This is a genomic window from uncultured Sulfitobacter sp. (assembly GCF_964021855.1).
Classification (GTDB): Bacteria; Pseudomonadota; Alphaproteobacteria; order Rhodobacterales; family Rhodobacteraceae; genus Sulfitobacter.
Genome location: NZ_CAXHZD010000005.1, coordinates 35,618 through 52,606 on the forward strand (window position 1 = coordinate 35,618; position 16,989 = coordinate 52,606).

A 16,989-nucleotide genomic window follows, 5' to 3' on the forward strand; every position below is an offset into this window, starting at 1 on the left:
AGATCGTTGATTTGCTGGATAGGGAAGCTCACATGCGCTTGGCGACTTCTTCCAGCATGACCTCGCTCGCACCGCCGCCGATGGCCTGAACACGGGCGTCGCGCGACATGCGTTCAACCGGGGTTTCGCGCATATAGCCCATGCCGCCGTGAAACTGGACGCAGTCGTAGAGCACGCTGTTTACCAGTTCGCCGCAATAGGCCTTGACCATCGAGACCTCTTGCACGCAATCGTGGCCCGCCGCGTCCAGACCTGCGGCATGATAGACCAGCTGCCGTCCCGCCGCGATCCTCGTCTGGCAGTCTGCCAGCCGCTGGCGCACCACCTGCTTGTCCCATAGAACACCGCCAAAGGCCTTGCGCTGCTTGACGTATTCCACTGTCATGTCCAGCGCGGATTGCGCTTCGGCACAGGCCATTGCGCCCAGGACGATGCGTTCGTTCTGGAAGTTTTTCATCACCGAATAAAAGCCTTTGTTAACCTCGCCCAGCACATCCTCGGCCGGGATGCGGACATCCTCAAAGATCAGTTCGGCCGTGTCCGAGCAGAGCCAGCCGGTCTTGTTCAGCGCCCGACCGACCGAAAAGCCCGGCGTACCCTTTTCGATCGCGAACATGGTGATCCCGCGGGAACCCTTTGCATCGGGATCGGTCTTGGCACCGACAAAGTAGAGGTCGCCATGCACGCCGTTGGTGATGAACATCTTGGTGCCGTTCAGCACCCAGTCCGACCCGTCCTGCACCGCGCGGGTACGCATGCCAGCCACGTCCGATCCTGCGCCCGGTTCAGTCACGGCCACGGCGGTGATCTTTTCGCCCGATATGATCGATGGCATCCAGCGCGCCTTCTGTTCCGGCGTGCCGGCATTTTCCAGATGCGGCGAGGCCATATCGGTATGGACCAGTACCGTGGCCGAGAACCCGCCGAAGGTAGACCGCCCCACCTCTTCGGCCAGTACCACGCTGGACATCACGTCCAGCCCCGCACCGCCATATTGTTCGTCATAGCGCATGCCCAGCACGCCCAGATCGCCCATTCGGCGCAGCACGTTGCGGGGCACCATGCCCTCCTCTTCCCAGGGCTCCGCCTTGGCTGTTACTTCGGTTTCAATGAACCGGCGCAGCTGGTCGCGGATCATGTTGAGGTCTTCGTTGAACGGGCCGGTGGCCGCGGTGATGGTGTCTTGTCTGGTCATGTGTTTTCCTCCGGGTCGAGTTTGATAAGTGGGGCGTGCCCGGCGACCGTATCGCCTGGTGCACAATAGATTTCTGTCACCACGCCCGCGACCGGCGCGGGCAGGCTTTGCAAGAGCTTCATGGCCTCCAGCACCACCAGCGTGTCACCGGCTTCGACGCGGTCGCCGAGCGCGACACGTACCTCGGCAACGGCGCCGGGCATGGGCGCCGACAACATGTCAGCGCCGCCAGATCCGCCGGTGGCGGCACGATGCAGATGCTGATCTTCAAGCGTACGCAGGTCTGTCGCGGTCATTCCGGCAGGGGTTTGCAGGTGCACCCGCCAGTGACCCGGCGCGCGCACGACATGGACGATGCGCGAAAACGGAACGCCGTCGATGCGTCCGCTCAGACGGTTCCCTGTCAGGGCGACATTTTCGGCCGTTATTGTCTGGCCGTCCGGCTGTACGGCGGCAAGCACCGTCCCGGGCCCCGGCCCGGACCCGGTCACGCGGATCGGCGCTTCGTTGGTTGTGTCCCAATAGGAGGCCGCACCGAGCCGTCCGGCAGGAGCCGTGAGCCGCCATGATCCCAGGCTTTCCCAAGGCGACGCACTTGCCGGGGCGAGATGCAGATGCAGCGCGATTGCAGCAAGGGACAAGTCCTGGGGATCGGCGGACGGGTGCGTCCAGCCACCCGGGAACATCTCGGGCAGGCCCGAGGTATGGTGCCGGAACATCTGAAAATCCGGGTGTTCCAGCAGCGCGCGCTGATAGGCCAGGTTCAGGCCGACACCGCCGACGGCAAAGGCATCTATCGCGGTGACCGCCCGACGGATCGCCCCGATCCGGTCCGGCGCGTGGACGATCAGCTTGGCAATCATTGAATCATAATGGTGGCCGACGACCGAACCGGACTCTACCCCGGTGTCCAGCCGCACACTCGCGGGCGGATCCCAAAGAGTGATCTGGCCCGTCTCGGGGCGGAAATTCTCGGCTGGGTTCTCGGCGGCGATGCGGATTTCAATGGCGTGCCCGTCAAACTGCACATCGCTTTGCGTCAGCGCCAACGGCTCGCCGCGCGCGATGCGCAACTGCCATTCGACCAGGTCGATGCCGGTGATTGCCTCGGTCACGGGGTGTTCCACCTGCAACCGGGTGTTCATCTCAAGAAAGTAGTATTCGCCGCGCTCGGGGTCATAGAGGTATTCCACCGTCCCGGCGGACCGATAACCGATCGCCTGCGCCAACCGCACCGCCGCCGCGCGTATGTCGTCGCGCACAGCCTCGGGCAAATCGGCGGCGGGGGCCTCTTCGATCAGCTTTTGGTGGTTGCGCTGGAGAGAGCAATCACGGTCGCCCAGATGCAGCACGGTGCCGTGGGTGTCGCCCAGAACCTGCACTTCGACGTGGCGGGCACGGGGCGCGTAGCGTTCGAGGAATACCGCCGGATCGCCGAAGGCGCCCTGCGCTTCTGCCCGGGCAGATGCAATCGCTTCGGGTGCGTCGCTCAACTCGCGGACAAGCCGCATCCCGCGCCCGCCGCCGCCTGCGCTGGCCTTGACCAGAAACGGCGTGCCGAGCGCTTTCGCTTCTTCGAGCAATCGCGCGTCAGACTGATCTTCGCCGCGATAGCCGGGCAAGACGGGCACGCCTGCGGCTTCGGCGGCTGCCTTGGCCTCGATTTTCGACCCCATCATGGCAATCGCGTCAGATTCCGGCCCGATGAATACAAGCCCCGCCGCCTTTACGGCAGCGGCGAAATCGGCGTTTTCCGACAGAAAGCCATAACCCGGATGCACCGCCCCCGCCCCGGTCGCGTGGGCGGCGTCCAGAATGGCCTCGACGTTCAAATAGCTTTCCGAGGGCGCGGCCCCGCCGATGCAGAGGGCGTGATCGGCCTCGGCCACGAAGGGCGCGTCGCGGTCTGCGTCCGAAAACACCGCCACGCTTTCCAGACCCAGTTTACGGCACCCGCGCTGGATGCGGCGGGCGATCTCGCCGCGGTTGGCGATCAGGACTCGGGTGAAACTCATTTGACTCGCCATGACGGAATGCCCTTGTTGAGGAAGCTGTTGATACCTTCGATACCTTCTTCGGTTTCCCAGGCATCGGCCAGTCGGTCGGCGGTGTAGATCATATTGGTTTCAAGGTCGTGGGAGCCGACATAGGCGACGAGAGCCTTGGTGTCGGCAACGGCCCCTGGTGCGGCCTGAAGGTGATCGTGCACCACTCGGTCCACTGCGACGTTCAGGTCGTCCGGAGCGGCAACTTCGGTCAGCAGACCGATCCGTTCGGCGCGCGTCGTGTCGAACAGGGCGCCCGACAGCATGGTTTCGCGCGAATGCACCTTGCCGATGCGCGCCACGACGTAGGGCGATATATTCGCGGGCAGCAGCCCAAGTTTCACTTCGGTCAAGCCAAAGCGCGCGCCTTCGGCACCGATGGTATAGTCGCAGACCGAAATCATGCCGACCCCGCCGCCATAGGCTGGCCCGTTGATCCGGCCGATCAGCGGTTTGGGCAGGGTATCAAGGCGGCGCAACAGATGCGCCAGCGTGGCGCTTTGTTCGACCCGCTCAGCGCGGGTTTTCTCGACGTTCGAGGCGAACCAGTTGAAATCGCCGCCCGCACAGAAGCTTTTTCCCGCGCCGGTCAAGACCACGATACGCACGCCTTCATCCGCGGCGAGATTTTCGGCGGCATCATAGAGCTCGGCAATAAGATCGCCGTTCAGCGCGTTGTGTTTTTCGGGGCGGTTAAGCGTCACCGTGGCAACGCCGCGCGCATCGGTTTCGACAAGGATTGTTTTGTAGGTATTGGTCAACTTGAAGCCTCACATTCTGAATACTGGCGTGTGGCGCCCTGCCTCGGGCACCGAAGAGACAATGGCCAGGCACAGGCCCAGAATATCACGGGTCTGCCCAGGCTCGATCAGCCCGTCATCCCAGAGCCGCGAGGTCGCGTAATAGGGGTCGGACTGTTCGCCATATTGGGCGCGCACCTGCGCCTCGATTTTGGCCAGATCGGCCTCCATCTCTTCCGGGGCATCGCCCTTCTGGCGGCGCAGCTCCAACATCACGTTTGTGGCGATATCGGCAGACATGGTGGCCAGTTCCGCCGTCGGCCAGGCAAAAAGGAAATTCGGCGAAAATCCGCGTCCGCACATGCCGTAGTTGCCCGCCCCGTAAGAGCCCCCCAGTAGAACCGATAAACGGGGCACCTTGGCCACCGACATGGCATAGACCAGCTTGGCACTGTCTTTGGCGATACCACCGCGTTCGGCGTCGGTGCCGACCATGAAACCGGAAATGTTGTGCAGGAAAACAAGCGGGATGTTCCGCTGATCGCACATAGATACGAATTGCGCGCCCTTGAGCGAGCTTTCGGACAAAAGTGCCCCGTTGTTGGCCAGAATACCCACGCGATAGCCGTGGATCCGTGCCGTGCCGCAAACCAATGTTTCACCCCATCCGGGCTTGAACTCGCGGAATTCGCCGGCGTCGATCATTCGCAGCAGAACCTCGCGCATGTCGTAGGGCTCCTTGCGGTCGGCGCTGATGACGCCAAGCAGCTCGGACGGATCATGCGCAGGCGGCTGGGGTGCCTCGTCTGGCTGAATCGGGCGCGACTGACCAAGCTCGGCCACAATGTCGCGCATCAGTGCGAGCGCGTGGTGCTCGTCCTCGGCCAGGTGGTCGGACACGCCGGAGACGCGCGAATGCATCTCGGCCCCACCTAGAGTTTCACCATCGACCTCTTCGTTGATCGCCACCTTGACGATCGAAGGCCCGCCCAGATGGATGCGCGCGTTGCCCCGCACCATGATGACCTCGTCCGACAGCGCCGGGATATAGGCTCCGCCCGCGGTGCAGCCGCCAAACACGGCCGAGATCTGCGGCAAGCCGCTGGCCGACATGTTGGTCTGACGATAGAAGGAGTTGCCGAAGTGGCGCGCATCAGGAAAGACCCGGTCTTGTTCGGGCAGATAGGCCCCGCCACAATCCACCAGATAGAGACAGGGCATCCGGTTTTCCGCCGCGATTTCCTGGGCGCGGATGTGTTTCTGCACTGTCTCGTGGTAAAAAGACCCCCCCTTTACCGTCGCATCGTTGGCGATCACTATGCAGGGCAATCCGTGGACGATCCCGATCCCAGTGACGATCCCGGATCCAGGCACCTCGCCCCCGTATTGCCCGTAGGCAGCCAGCGACGACAGCTCAAGAAACGCGGTGCCCGGATCCACCAGCAGGTCGATCCGTTCCCGTACTAGGAGTTTCCCGCGTTTGCGATGCCGCGCGACCATGTCGGGGCGCCCGCCTGCCGTGGCCTCGGCAATGCGCGCGCGCAGGGTCTCGACGCGCTCGCTTTGCGCCGCGTGGTTGCGGGTGTAGGTCTTCGACGCGGTCTGTACCGCTGTTTCAAGACGTGCCATATATCAGGTATCCTGTCTTTCGAGTATCCCGTTGAGGAATACATCGGCATAGGTGCGTGACAGCGCATCGGCGCTGCCGCGGTTCGGGTCGAACCAATCAAGCGTGGCGTTCAGTGTACCGATCAACATCAGGCGCAGCTGGCGGATATCGACGTCGTGTTTCAGCGCGCCGTCATTCTGAAGCCGGGACAAAAGGCGGTCCCATTCGGCCTCATAGGCGCGCCTCGTCGGCAGATTGGCATCCCGGACGGGCTGTGGCACTTGCCCGAAAATACGCACATTGGCCGAGGTATAATCGCTGACGTCGAGAAGCGCGCGCAGATGCGCTCTGATCGCGGTGCGTAGGATCGTTTCGCCATCGGTATCCGACGGCAAGGCGGTGACGGCTTCTCTCATGCTCTCGTGAACGACTTGGATACCAGCATCGAGAACGGCCGCAACGATCTCGTCCTTGGAGCCGAAATGATAATATATGCTGCCCGCCTTGATCCCGGCGGCCTCGGCGATTTTTCTGAGCGAAACGGACCCATAGCCCTGTTCGCGGAAGAGTCGTGCCGCAATATCCAGGACGCCATCCCGCCCGACCGCTCTGCGAGAAGTCTCGCCGACCTTGATTGCTGTGGTGTCCGTCATGGGTCCTTTTTCCAGCAAACTGCCTAACTAACATATGTTAGGTACTTTGCTGCAATAAGTCAATACTCCTGAACGTGTTGGATTGGTACTTATGGAAAGTGCCGTCCGAGCAACCGTCAAATGGTCGCCCGAACGGAAAGTTTTCAGCCAAGGCCCAAACGCTCGGCGTAGTGGCTGGTGCTAGATCACGAATCCGCCGCCGCAAATAATGTGCTGACCCGAGATGAAGTTCGATTCTGGCGCACAGAACAAATAGACCGCGCCCGCGGCCTCTTCCGGAGTGCCGACCCGGCCAAGTGGAATCATGCGTTCCATCTGGGACAAGAGATCAGGGTTCACGCCGACCTTGATCTCTTTTTCCTCGACCTTGATCGTGCTGTCCCCGTCCGCGCTACCCTCGGTCAAGCGGGTGCGGATCGGTCCGAAGGCTACGGCATTGACATTGACTTTGTAGCGCCCCCATTCCTTGGCCATTGTCCGGGTGACCCCCAGGATTCCGGCCTTGGCGGCGGAATAGTTGATCTGGCCGGCATTGCCGCCGGTCCCCGCGATGGACGAGATGTTCACCACCTTGCGGAACACCTCTTGCCCGGCGGCGGCCTCTTCCTTGGCCTTGGCGCTGATTACCGGCTGGGCGGCGCGCAGGATCTTGAAGGGCGCGGTCATGTGAACGTCGATGATCGCCTGCCACTGCTCGTCGGTCATCTTCTGAACGACGCTGTCCCAGGTGTAGCCGGCGTTGTTCACGATGATGTCGAGTCCGCCGAAGCTGTCCACGCCCGTCTTGATGAACCGTTCGGCAAAACCGTCTTCGGTCACGCTGCCGGCGCAGACCACCGCTTCGCCGCCAGCGGCGCGGATAGCTTCAGCGGTGTCATTGGCCGGGTCGGCATCCAGATCGTTGACCACCACGCGCGCCCCTTCCGAGGCCAGCTTGAGCGCGATCTCGCGGCCAATGCCTCGGCCCGAGCCCGAGATCAGGGCAACACGCCCGTCGAGTTTTCCAGTCATATTAGTTCCTTCCGAAAGGCGCTATCAGGCTTTTTCATAAAGTGTGGTGACACAGGCCCCACCGAGGCCCAGATTGTGCTGAAGTGCCAAGCGCGCGCCATCGACCTGGCGCGCATCAGCCTGCCCGCGCAACTGCTGGACAAGCTCGGTACATTGCGCAAGGCCGGTCGCCCCAAGAGGATGACCTTTGGACAACAAACCGCCCGACGGGTTGGTCACGTATTTTCCGCCATAGGTGTTGTCGCCATCATCAACAAACTTCGCAGCCTCGCCTCGGCCGCAAAGGCCAAGCGCCTCGTAGGTGATGAGTTCGTTGTGGGCGAAACAGTCGTGCAGTTCGACCACATCCACGTCTTCGGGCCCGATGCCCGCAGCCTCGTAGACCTGATCGGCGGCGCGCTTGGCCATCGAAAAGCCGACCACCTCGCGCATATCATGGGCTTCGAAGGTTTCCGGACCATCCGTTGTCATGGCCTGCGCCGCGATCCGAACCGAACTGTCCAGTCCGTGCTTGTCGGCGAATTCCTTGGAACAGATGATCGCGGCGGCTGCGCCACAGGTTGGCGGACAGGCCATAAGCTTGGTCATGACGCCGGGCCAGACCACCTGCGCAGCCATGACGTCTTCCGCCGTCACTTCCTGGCGGAATAGGGCAACCGGATTCTTCGCCGCATGTCGGCTGGCCTTGGCGCGGATCTTGGCGAAGGTCTCAAGAGGCGTGCCGAACTCGTCCATATGCGCCTTGCCCGCACCGCCGAAGTACCGCAGTGCCAGCGGGATCTCCGAACTGCCAACCAGATCGTCGGTTTCCGCGTCGAAAGCCGCAAACGGGCTGACCCGATCGTGAAACATCGCGCCGATTGCGCCGGGTTGCATTTGTTCGAACCCAAGCGCCAGAGCACATTCCACCGCCCCGCTTTCCACGGCCTGGCGGGCCAGGAACAGGGCAGACGACCCGGTCGAGCAGTTGTTGTTCACATTCACAACCGGGATGCCGGTCATTCCGACATGGTACAAGGCGCGCTGGCCACAGGTGCTGTCGCCATAGACATAGCCCACATAGGCCTGTTGGACTTTTTCGTAATCCAGACCCGCGTCGGCCAGAGCGGATCGGGTCGCCGCGGTTGCCATCACATCGTAGCTCTCGGATTTTCCCGGCTTCTGGAACGGGACCATCCCGACGCCGGTGACATAGGCCTTACCTTTTGCTTTCATTCTTTAGCTCCAATTTCTAACGTTTGTTTGATTTCTAGGCGCAGCCACGCTCTCTGTCAACGTCCGCGCAAAGCTGCATCGGCAATCTTGTCTGGCATTCGAACATATGTTCGGTTTAATATTGTAAATATTCAATTTCGACGAGGATACAGTTTGGCGGACGGCCTTTTCTTGAGCGACTGTCGAGGACAGAACTGTGATTGCTACGCTGCCTGATACGGGACTGCGTCTTTCGATCATCGGCTCATCCCTGGTCAGTCCGAGAATCGAGGCACTCAGGACTAACCTCCAAACGGCGTTCTCAAGCAAGAAAGGCAAATTCCGGTGGCAGCAAAGAATCAGAAAACGTCTTCACCAGAATTAATGGCCCGGATCGCGGAGGTCTGGAACGAACGGGCACAGGGCCTGATAACTGAATTGAACCTTCAGATAGAAAGATCGGAACCTGATGGCGTTCAGCTTCGGATGCCTCACAATCCCGAATTTTGCGTCGATGAGGACGGCACGCTGTTGCATGGCGGCATCTTGACCGCTCTACTCGACAGCGCATTCGGACTTGCCAATTTTCTGGCCGTCGAAAACCTTGACACCATGGCGACACTGGATTTGCGGATCGAGTATCTGAGCCCTGCGCAATCGCGTGCTGACGTGATCGTTTTCGCCGAATGCTATCGACAGACGCGGCACGTGGTGTTCAACAGCGGCCGGGTCTGGTTCGACACACCCGGACAGCCCGAAATCGCTCGCGGGTCCGCAACATTCTCGATCATGCGGGGGGCAAACAGCCTACTTGACAAACTTAACACGAAAGGGCCGGGGCAATGACTCGCGACGAGTTGCAGGCACAATGCGAAAAAATACCGTTCTTTCGGTTCCTCGGTTTCTCTATCGTCGAAGCCGGCGACACCTTTATCCTCGCATGCATGGAACAATCTGACCGCCACATCGGTAACCCGGTTATACAAGCGTATCATGGCGGCATCACCGCCAGCTTGATGGAAGCCGTCGCATCAGTTTCCGTATCCCACAACTGGGCCATCCTGCGACCCAAGCCGATTAACCTGACCGTGGACTATTTGCGCCCAGCATTAGTCGGCACCTTGTACGCTCGTGCCGAAATCTTGAAGAAGGGCCGCCGCATGGCCAGTATCGAAACCGTGGCCTGGCAAAAGGACACCGAAAGGCCGGTCGCCAAGGGTCTTTTCCACTTTTTGCTCGTATAGCGCGAACTGCCCAGAGGGTTTTTGCCCGACCAAACTACAAAGAGGTACCAATGGCTCATTGCTATGAATTCAAAGGCTTTATTCCGATCGTCCCGGAAGACACATTTGTTCATCCACAGGCGGTGCTGATCGGCAATGTCATCCTTGGTCACGGATGCTACATCGGGCCAGGGGCGAGCCTTCGCGGAGATTTCGGCAGGATCGTGATTGGCGATGGTGCCAATGTTCAGGATAATTGCATTGTCCATTCGTTCCCCGGTCGAGACGCAGTGGTCGAAGCCGACGGTCATATCGGCCACGGCGCTATCCTGCACGGCTGCACTGTCGGCCGAAATGCTCTGGTCGGGATGAATGCCGTCATCATGGACGGGGTGGATGTTGGGGCGGAATCGATTGTCGGAGCACAGGCGTTCGTTCGCGGCGAAACGGTGATCCCGCCGCGTTCGATGGTGGTCGGCTCGCCGGCAAAGGTGATCCGCGACGTCACCGAAAAAGAAGTCGCGTGGAAATCACGCGGCACGGCGGAATACCGGCAACTGGCGCGCGATTGTCTGACCGGGTTGACGCCCGTCGAGCCGTTGAAGGCGGTCGAAGCCGACCGCCCGGTTGTCGAGCCTTCGGACCTTGTCTCATTGCAGCAGGCAAGGAACAGTACTGAGTGACCGCGCGCCCAGAGCCATGCCTGCGCAAACCATCGCCCAACCGGGGCGGTTATTGACCGGTTGAAGGTAGCGGGCCGTGTTTGCGGCGTAAAATGGCAGATGAGAACTCTGCTTACAGGACAGGAGCCTAGATTCCCAAACCAAGTGCGACACCCGGTATACGCAGGGTCGCTATGGGAACGATATACAACCACTTTACGCTTGAAGAGCGGTGTCGCTTGACAGGCATGATCGAGATGGGCTTTCCGGTGACAGAGATTGCCCGCCGCCTGGGCCGCCATCGCGGAACCATCCACAGGGAGCTGGGCCGGAACCGCAATGTCGACGGTTACCGACCTGACAGTGCGGAACGCCGGGCCTGGGCGCGGAAGCTGCGCGGATCGAGGATCGAGCGTTCCACCCGCCTCGGCACCCACGTGAAGGACTGCCTTGCCATGGGATGGTCCCCTGAGCAGATCGCCGGGCGGATGGAACTGGACGGAGTCGAGCACAGCGTCAGCACCGAGTCCATCTATCGCCACATCTTCAGCCCGGCCGGCCGACGGGACGGCTTGCCGAAATACCTGCCTCAGCGCAAATCCAGGCGCGGGCGAAGGGCTCGGAACGGCAAGCGGGAGCCCGGCATCCCGAGCCGCGTGTCGATCCATCAACGCCCTGACGCGGTTGGAGAAAGGACCGAGTTCGGTCACTGGGAAGGTGACCTGATGCACTTCCGCCGCCAGCGCGACATCCTGCTCACGCTGCAGGAACGCAGCACCCGGCTGACACTCGCCCGTCGTCTTCTCAGCAAGAACTCCGACGAGACCGCCGCCGCAATCATCGCGGAACTTGGTGGTTTGCCTGCGCATGAACCGCCCCGGTTTTACCGGAGACTGTTTAGTTCTTCTTACGCGACTTTATCGACTGTGTTCATGTTTGCATAGAATGCCTCCTCAGCTTCGGCTGGCGTGATGTATCCGATGGGTTCGAGCAGGCGGCGGTTGTTGAACCAGTCGACCCATTTCAAGGTTTCCCATTCGACGGCAGCGGCTGACTTCCACGGCCCCAACCTGTGAATGACTTCCGCTTTGAAGAGGCCGATCATCGTCTCGGCCAGTGCATTGTCATACGAGTCACCGACCGTGCCCACGCTGGGTTCCAGCCCAGCATCGCCAGCCGTTCGGTGTATTTGATCGACACATATTGGGCGGATTCAACCGGTCGTCGCAACACCCCTATGATGGAGGTGTAGATGACAAATGCCACATAGACAAAGCCTTGCCAGGTCGAGACATAGGTGAAGTCTGATACCCAGAGTTGGTTGGGCATCGTTGCTCGGAACTGCCTGTTCACGCGATCCATTGGACACGGCAGGGCTTTGTCAGACCAAGTCGTTTTGATCTTCTTGCCGCGCCTGACACCTTCAATCCCAATGTCACGCATGAGCCGTTCGACCGTGCAGCGTGCCAGATCATGGCCCTCACGGAGCATGGCACGCCACAACTTACGTGCACCGTAAACAGATCGATTGTCTTCCCAGACCTGCTTCATTGCGGGTCGTAATTGGGCGTCCCGCTTGGCGCGATCCGATGCAAGGTCCGGATCACGCTCGATAGCCAGATGCGCATAGAACGTTGACGGGGCAATCTGAAGTACGCGACAGACCGGCTCGACCCCAAAGATAGCCCGATGCTCTTTGATGAAGGCAATCATTTCCGAAACGGGCGGTCGAGCTCCGCCTGAGCAAAATACGCCGAAGCTTTCTTCAGAATCTCATTGGCCTGTCGAAGCTGCCGGTTCTCACGCTCAAGTGCCTTAATCCGGTCCCGCTCAGCGGTCGTTACACCGTCTCGCCGACCCGTGTCAGTCTCAGCTCGTCTCACCCACGCCCGAAGCGTATCCGGCCCACAACCGATCTTCGGAGCAATCGATTTGATCGCAGCAGATTGACTGTCAAATTCGCCTTGATGTTCAAACACCATCCGCACAGCACGTTCGCGCACCTCTGGTGAATATCTGTTTCCACACTTGTTCTTTTCCATAACCCAGTATCCTTACTTCTGGGTCTCCGGCAAACAAGGGGCGGTTCAGCAAGCCCTGCGCACGATCACCCACGACAACGGCGGCGAGTTCGCCCGGCACACCACGGTCACGAAACGGACCGGTCTCACGGCGTACTTCTGCGATCCACACAGCCCTTGGCAACGCGGCGGCATCGAGAACGGCAACGGCCTTCTACGCCGTGACCTGCCGCGCCCCACCAACCTCTCGGATCACCAGGATACCGACATCGACGACATCGTCTGGATGCTCAACTCAACCCCGCGAAAATGCCTCGGCTTCCAGACGCCCATCGAGGCTTTCGCTCAACAACTCGGTGTCGCACTTGAAATGTGAATCCAGCGACAATCAAAACACTACGGTGTCTTAGCCATTATTGGGCTTGGCCGTAATGTACACGGTCCCGGTAAAACCAGCAATCAGGGTGCCTTCGGAGTTCAATACTTCAACCTGATACACAGCAATCCTGCGCGAACGTGAGATTTCATGCGCCTTCGCGACCAACACCTCACCGTCCGACACACCGGCATGGTATGTCATATGCGTATCTATCCCGGCGGCGAGAATTCCGTGGCTGTTTGATGCGACGCCGAAGGCGCTATCTGCCAGCGCGAAAAGCGCACCGCCATGACACGTCCCGTTGAAATTGATGTGGCAGGATTGCACCCTCATACGCAGCTCCGACGTTCCGGAACCGACGTCGTGCAAATTGATGCCCAAGTGCTGCATGAATCCGTCGCGGCGGGCAAATTCCCTGCCAAGATCGGCGGGTGGTGTAACGACACCATCAGCCATCGTGAACTTCTCCTCCAAGGTCATTCAGAACCTGCCTCGCTCCCTCTGAAAGGCTGAGCCGTGCCTCTTGGATGCCTTGAACGATCAAAGCGATCGCCTCCGACCGGCTCTGCATGACATGGGTCTCGGCCGCCTTGGACACCGCCTGTGCCAACAGGTGACGTGTTCGTCCAGCCAAGGCTGAACGGTCGTCGCGCCTTTCTGTGCGGTCAGCCAGGGCATCCACCGCGTCGGCAAGATCGCCCACCCCGGCCCGGTTGATGGCATCGGTACACAGAACCGGCACCGAACGCTCGGTTGGACCGCGCAAGCCAAGCATTGTCTTCAACTGCTGGTGAGTTTGCGAGGCCAATGGCTGATCGGCTTTGTTGACCACCAGAATGTCGGCGATTTCGAGAATCCCCGCCTTCATTGCCTGCACATCGTCACCCAACCCCGGCGCGGATATGACCACCCGAATATCGGCGATCGTTGCCATTTCGACTTCGGATTGGCCAGTGCCGACGGTTTCCAGTATCACCACGTCTCGCCCCGCCGCGTCCATCAGATCGGCCACTTGCGCCGCCGCGGCCGACAATCCGCCCAACGCCCCTCGCGAGGCGAGAGAGCGGATGAACACGCCCTGATCCAGTGTGTGTTCCGCCATGCGGATCCTGTCGCCGAGCACGGCACCACCGGTAATGGGGCTTGATGGATCCACCGCGACCACGCCCACGGTTTTGCCGCGTTTGCGCAATTCTGCGATATAGGCATTTACCAGCGTCGACTTGCCCGCCCCCGGCGGGCCGGTAAAACCAACCACGACCGCATGACCCAGATGCGGCCGGATCGCACGCAGAATGTCGATCGCCATCCGCGTGTCACTTTCGACCAAACTGATTGCGCGCGCCAGCGCCGCAGGCTCACCGTCGACAAGGCGCGCTGCCAGTCTTGGCGTTTCCGGTACATTGTGATCCATCAGGTCAGGCCACGACAAGAGGTCGGCCAAAGCCCAGCTCGTCGCGCAGAACGGCAATGATTTCGCCCTGGGTCGCGCCTGTACGGGTGGCGTCCACGAGGGGGCCATAGGTGTTCTGGCTTTCAGAGCGGGCCGCCGCGCGCAAAGCCTCTAGCGCCGTGTCCACCCGCGCCTGATCGCGGGTCTTCTTGTAGACGGCAAGGCTGTCGATCTGCTTTTGTATCCAAGCGGGGTCGGGCCGGTCAATAGCCGGATGCGAGGTGCCGTCAGCCTCGTCCTCATAGGCGTTGACGCCCACGATGATTTGCTCGCCTGTATCGACCGCATCCTGGAAATGCGCAGCGCTTTCCCCGATCGCCTTCTGGACGAAACCGGATTCGACCGCTTTGAACATACCGCCCTGATCGTCGATCTCCTGGATTACACGCAGGATTTCGGTTTCCATCTGGTCGGTCAGAGTCTCGACATAATAGGAGCCGGCCAGCGGGTCTATGACATCGCACAGCCCGGCTTCGTACTTGAGGATATTCTGCGTTGCGATGGCCACCTTTGCCGGACCCTCGGTCGGGGTGGTGAACACCTCGTCATACCCATCGGTATGCAGCGATTGCAGCCCGCCCAGGATCCCCGCCATTGCCTGCACGGCGACCCGCGCGATATTGTTCAGCGGCTGTTGACGCGTCAGATCGACGCCAGATGTCTGGGCATGGAACTTGAACCGTTTGGCGCGTGGGTTGGTGACCCCGAAACGTTCCTCGACCAGCCGCGCCCAGATGCGCCGCCCTGCGCGGAACTTCGCGACCTCTTCGAAAAAGCTGATGGAAATGTCAAAGAAGAAGGTAAATCGTTCGAGAAACTTATTGGGGTCCAGGCCGCACGCCTTGCAATCCTCGGCATACTGAACAGCCGAGGCAAGTGTCAGTCCCATTGCTTGCGCCGGTGTGGCCCCCGCCTGTTGCATGTGCTGACCCACGACCGACAGCGGGTTCCAGTTCGGGACGTTTTCGGCAAGCCACTCAATCGCATCCAGTTGAACCCGGCGCGCGCCTGTCAACGACAGGCGATAGAACATGTGATTGGCGACGAAATGCGAGATATAATCGCTTTGGTTCGATGTGCCGGTGATCCTGTCCCACGAAATATCGCGTGCTTCTGCCACCACAAGAAGCTGGGCCAGCATGGTGAACGGGTTGGGGTCGTTCAGTCCGATGGAAATTTCGCCGATGGGTATATCGGCCAGACAGATGTCCATATCCTTCTCGGTATTGATAATCGTGCCGCATGTGCCCAGCAGCTCTGGCTCCACCTCGTCGGCGTCTATTCCACGATAGACCGAGTTGCAGGGAATGATGCTCAGTGCCGAGGCGCCGGACTTCAGTATTTTCTTGATCCGCCCGTTGAAATCCTCGGGTCTGCCCAGGCCGATCAGCTGGCGTTGTGTCCAGGTGCGACCCCGATGCATCGACGGGTAGATACCGCGAGTCATCAACCCTGCTCCCGGAAATCCCAGCTTTCGGTCGAATTCCGGGTCAGTCCCGGCCTCGGGCCAGTAGAGCGGTTGGATTTCCAGTCCGGATCGGTTTTTGACAACCTTGTCCGAGCTGACCTGTTCCTCGTAACCGCGCCGCCACTCTTCGGCCATGGCATCACGGTCCGCTCTATCGTCAAGTACCTTGGTGTCTATCTTGTTCATGCGTCTAAACCTTCCTTAACCGTCAGAGCGATTTGCATTGGCGTCCCTTGCCAGCCGCGCCACAACGTCAACAATGTATTCGCGATCCGCGCCGGGATGGAACACGTGTGATACGCCGGATTTCAGAAGAACCGCTTCTTCGTTATCCGGAACGATGCCGCCAACGATTACGCGAATATGACCCAGATCTACGTTACCGAGAGCCTTCATCAGCTTCGGCACTAACAGATGATCCGTTGCCAGCGAACTGATCCCGATCACATCCACGTCTTCCTGTAGTGCCAGCGCCACCACCGAATCGATCTTCTGCCAGGGTTCGGTATAGATCACCTCCATTCCTGCATCGCGCAGGTAGGCAGCGACGATGCGGCTGCCGCGGTCATGGCCGTCGAGGCCGATTTTCGTTACCAGCACACGCGCCGGGATAGTTGCCGTCAGGGTCATGTTTCCTCCTTATGTGTCTCGCTGCAGTCCTGCGCAAATCGCAGATTGGCGATAAACAGCCGCGCCAGACAGGACGGAGTTTCCCCCCCCTCCCGGTACCAGAGCGGGACGTGGTTAAGTGCTCCGATCAGCATCAGCCGAAGCAGGCTTGGATCGGTATCCGAAAGCATCGGCAATGCCTCTACCAGAGCTGTGAATTTCTCTTCATAGCCGTTGCGCAGCGCGACCAACTCTTCCGCGGCCCCGGGCGCGTCCTGCGGTATGACGCGCACAATTACATGGGCGAAATCGCTACCTTCGAGCAATGCGGAGAGATGCGCCTGACATGCCGTCTGCAGCCGATCCCATGCATCCCCCCGGCTGTCTGCCAGCGCCGTGTCCACCGCCTCGCTTATTCGCGTCACACCCTCCTCAAAAACGGCCAGCAACAAGGCCTCCTTGGACGGGAAATGGTAATAAAGCGATCCCGGCAGCATGCCCGCCGCATTTGCGATGTCGCGGATAGACGTGCCGTTAAAACCCTTGCGGACGAAAAATCCAGCCGCGATCTCAAGGATGTGTTCCCGGCGATTGTTCACCTGAGGTTTGAGTTTGGCGCGAACGGTCATTGTGACCCATTAAAAAGCAAACGATTGTTTGGTTATGAGTGAAAAAACCCGCCCTGTCAACTTGCAGGTAAAAGCCCAATTGTGGCCTTGCCAGATCA

Annotated in this window: 17 protein-coding genes, 1 pseudogene and 1 other annotated feature; of the genes and pseudogenes, 5 read left to right on the top strand and 13 right to left on the bottom strand. The window is 60.2% G+C overall.

The window, feature by feature from the left end; genetic code table 11:
- Window positions 1–28: 28 nt before the first annotated feature.
- The 7 genes from AADJ11_RS16190 to AADJ11_RS16220 form a co-directional block, all read right to left on the bottom strand.
- Window positions 29–1,195 carry an acyl-CoA dehydrogenase family protein gene (locus tag AADJ11_RS16190; RefSeq protein WP_101657172.1) on the bottom strand — a complete coding sequence of 389 codons (1,167 nt, stop codon included), beginning with the start codon at window positions 1,193–1,195 and terminating at the stop codon, window positions 29–31.
- Window positions 1,192–3,210 carry a biotin carboxylase N-terminal domain-containing protein gene (locus AADJ11_RS16195; RefSeq protein WP_341235562.1) on the bottom strand — a complete coding sequence of 673 codons (2,019 nt, stop codon included), beginning with the start codon at window positions 3,208–3,210 and terminating at the stop codon, window positions 1,192–1,194. The genes AADJ11_RS16190 and AADJ11_RS16195 overlap by 4 nt, the downstream gene beginning before the upstream one ends.
- Window positions 3,207–4,001, bottom strand: a complete 795-nt coding sequence (locus AADJ11_RS16200) for a crotonase/enoyl-CoA hydratase family protein (protein WP_101657170.1) — start codon at window positions 3,999–4,001, stop codon at window positions 3,207–3,209. The genes AADJ11_RS16195 and AADJ11_RS16200 overlap by 4 nt, the downstream gene beginning before the upstream one ends.
- 9 nt (window positions 4,002–4,010) lie before the next feature.
- Window positions 4,011–5,609: a carboxyl transferase domain-containing protein gene (locus tag AADJ11_RS16205; RefSeq protein WP_341235563.1), complete on the bottom strand. Its 1,599-nt coding sequence runs from the start codon at window positions 5,607–5,609 to the stop codon at window positions 4,011–4,013.
- Between the two features lie 3 nt (window positions 5,610–5,612).
- Window positions 5,613–6,242 carry a TetR/AcrR family transcriptional regulator gene (locus AADJ11_RS16210; protein ID WP_101657168.1) on the bottom strand — a complete coding sequence of 210 codons (630 nt, stop codon included), beginning with the start codon at window positions 6,240–6,242 and terminating at the stop codon, window positions 5,613–5,615.
- A 180-nt stretch (window positions 6,243–6,422) separates the two neighbouring features.
- Entirely contained in the window at window positions 6,423–7,253 is an 831-nt protein-coding gene (locus AADJ11_RS16215; protein WP_101657167.1) for an SDR family oxidoreductase, read from the bottom strand.
- Window positions 7,254–7,277: 24 nt separating this feature from the next.
- A complete protein-coding gene (locus AADJ11_RS16220) occupies window positions 7,278–8,468 on the bottom strand; it encodes a lipid-transfer protein (RefSeq protein ID WP_341235564.1) in 1,191 nt (396 codons plus the stop codon).
- Window positions 8,469–8,831: 363 nt separating this feature from the next.
- Between AADJ11_RS16220 and AADJ11_RS16225 the strand changes: the two genes are divergently transcribed.
- From AADJ11_RS16225 to AADJ11_RS16240, 4 genes are all read left to right on the top strand, one after another.
- A complete protein-coding gene (locus AADJ11_RS16225) occupies window positions 8,832–9,293 on the top strand; it encodes a PaaI family thioesterase (RefSeq protein WP_341235565.1) in 462 nt (153 codons plus the stop codon).
- Window positions 9,290–9,691 (top strand): PaaI family thioesterase, encoded by a 402-nt coding sequence (locus AADJ11_RS16230; RefSeq protein WP_341235566.1) that lies wholly within the window; start codon window positions 9,290–9,292, stop codon window positions 9,689–9,691. The genes AADJ11_RS16225 and AADJ11_RS16230 overlap by 4 nt, the downstream gene beginning before the upstream one ends.
- Window positions 9,692–9,741: 50 nt before the next feature.
- Window positions 9,742–10,353 carry a transferase hexapeptide repeat family protein gene (locus AADJ11_RS16235; protein WP_341235567.1) on the top strand — a complete coding sequence of 204 codons (612 nt, stop codon included), beginning with the start codon at window positions 9,742–9,744 and terminating at the stop codon, window positions 10,351–10,353.
- 173 nt (window positions 10,354–10,526) lie between these two features.
- A complete protein-coding gene (locus AADJ11_RS16240; RefSeq protein WP_341235568.1) occupies window positions 10,527–11,276 on the top strand; it encodes an IS30 family transposase in 750 nt (249 codons plus the stop codon).
- On the opposite strand, the pseudogene AADJ11_RS16245 reads toward AADJ11_RS16240, so the two are convergent.
- Window positions 11,240–12,374 (bottom strand): annotated as a pseudogene (locus tag AADJ11_RS16245) (IS3 family transposase). The gene AADJ11_RS16240 and the pseudogene AADJ11_RS16245 sit on opposite strands and share 37 nt — an antisense overlap.
- Window positions 11,971–12,087, bottom strand: a sequence feature (AL1L pseudoknot). It overlaps the preceding pseudogene by 117 nt.
- Between AADJ11_RS16245 and AADJ11_RS16250 the strand changes: the two are divergent.
- Entirely contained in the window at window positions 12,361–12,729 is a 369-nt protein-coding gene (locus AADJ11_RS16250) for an IS30 family transposase (RefSeq protein ID WP_341235569.1), read from the top strand. The pseudogene AADJ11_RS16245 and the gene AADJ11_RS16250 overlap by 14 nt on opposite strands.
- Before the next feature lie 30 nt (window positions 12,730–12,759).
- On the opposite strand, the gene AADJ11_RS16255 is transcribed toward AADJ11_RS16250, so the two are convergent.
- Genes AADJ11_RS16255 through AADJ11_RS16275 form a run of 5 tightly spaced genes read right to left on the bottom strand, consistent with a single transcriptional unit; the run spans window position 12,760 to window position 16,891 of the window.
- A complete protein-coding gene (locus AADJ11_RS16255) occupies window positions 12,760–13,212 on the bottom strand; it encodes a hotdog fold thioesterase (RefSeq protein WP_341235570.1) in 453 nt (150 codons plus the stop codon).
- On the bottom strand, window positions 13,181–14,176 hold the full coding sequence (gene meaB, locus AADJ11_RS16260) for a methylmalonyl Co-A mutase-associated GTPase MeaB (RefSeq protein ID WP_341235571.1): 996 nt from the start codon (window positions 14,174–14,176) through the stop codon (window positions 13,181–13,183). Before meaB ends, AADJ11_RS16255 begins: the two co-directional genes overlap by 32 nt.
- Window positions 14,151–15,839: an acyl-CoA mutase large subunit family protein gene (locus AADJ11_RS16265; RefSeq protein ID WP_341235572.1), complete on the bottom strand. Its 1,689-nt coding sequence runs from the start codon at window positions 15,837–15,839 to the stop codon at window positions 14,151–14,153. The genes meaB and AADJ11_RS16265 overlap by 26 nt, the downstream gene beginning before the upstream one ends.
- 15 nt (window positions 15,840–15,854) lie before the next feature.
- Window positions 15,855–16,283, bottom strand: coding sequence for a cobalamin-dependent protein (locus AADJ11_RS16270; RefSeq protein ID WP_341235573.1), 429 nt, complete (start codon window positions 16,281–16,283; stop codon window positions 15,855–15,857).
- A complete protein-coding gene (locus AADJ11_RS16275; RefSeq protein ID WP_341235574.1) occupies window positions 16,280–16,891 on the bottom strand; it encodes a TetR/AcrR family transcriptional regulator in 612 nt (203 codons plus the stop codon). The genes AADJ11_RS16270 and AADJ11_RS16275 overlap by 4 nt, the downstream gene beginning before the upstream one ends.
- Window positions 16,892–16,989 lie beyond the last annotated feature (98 nt).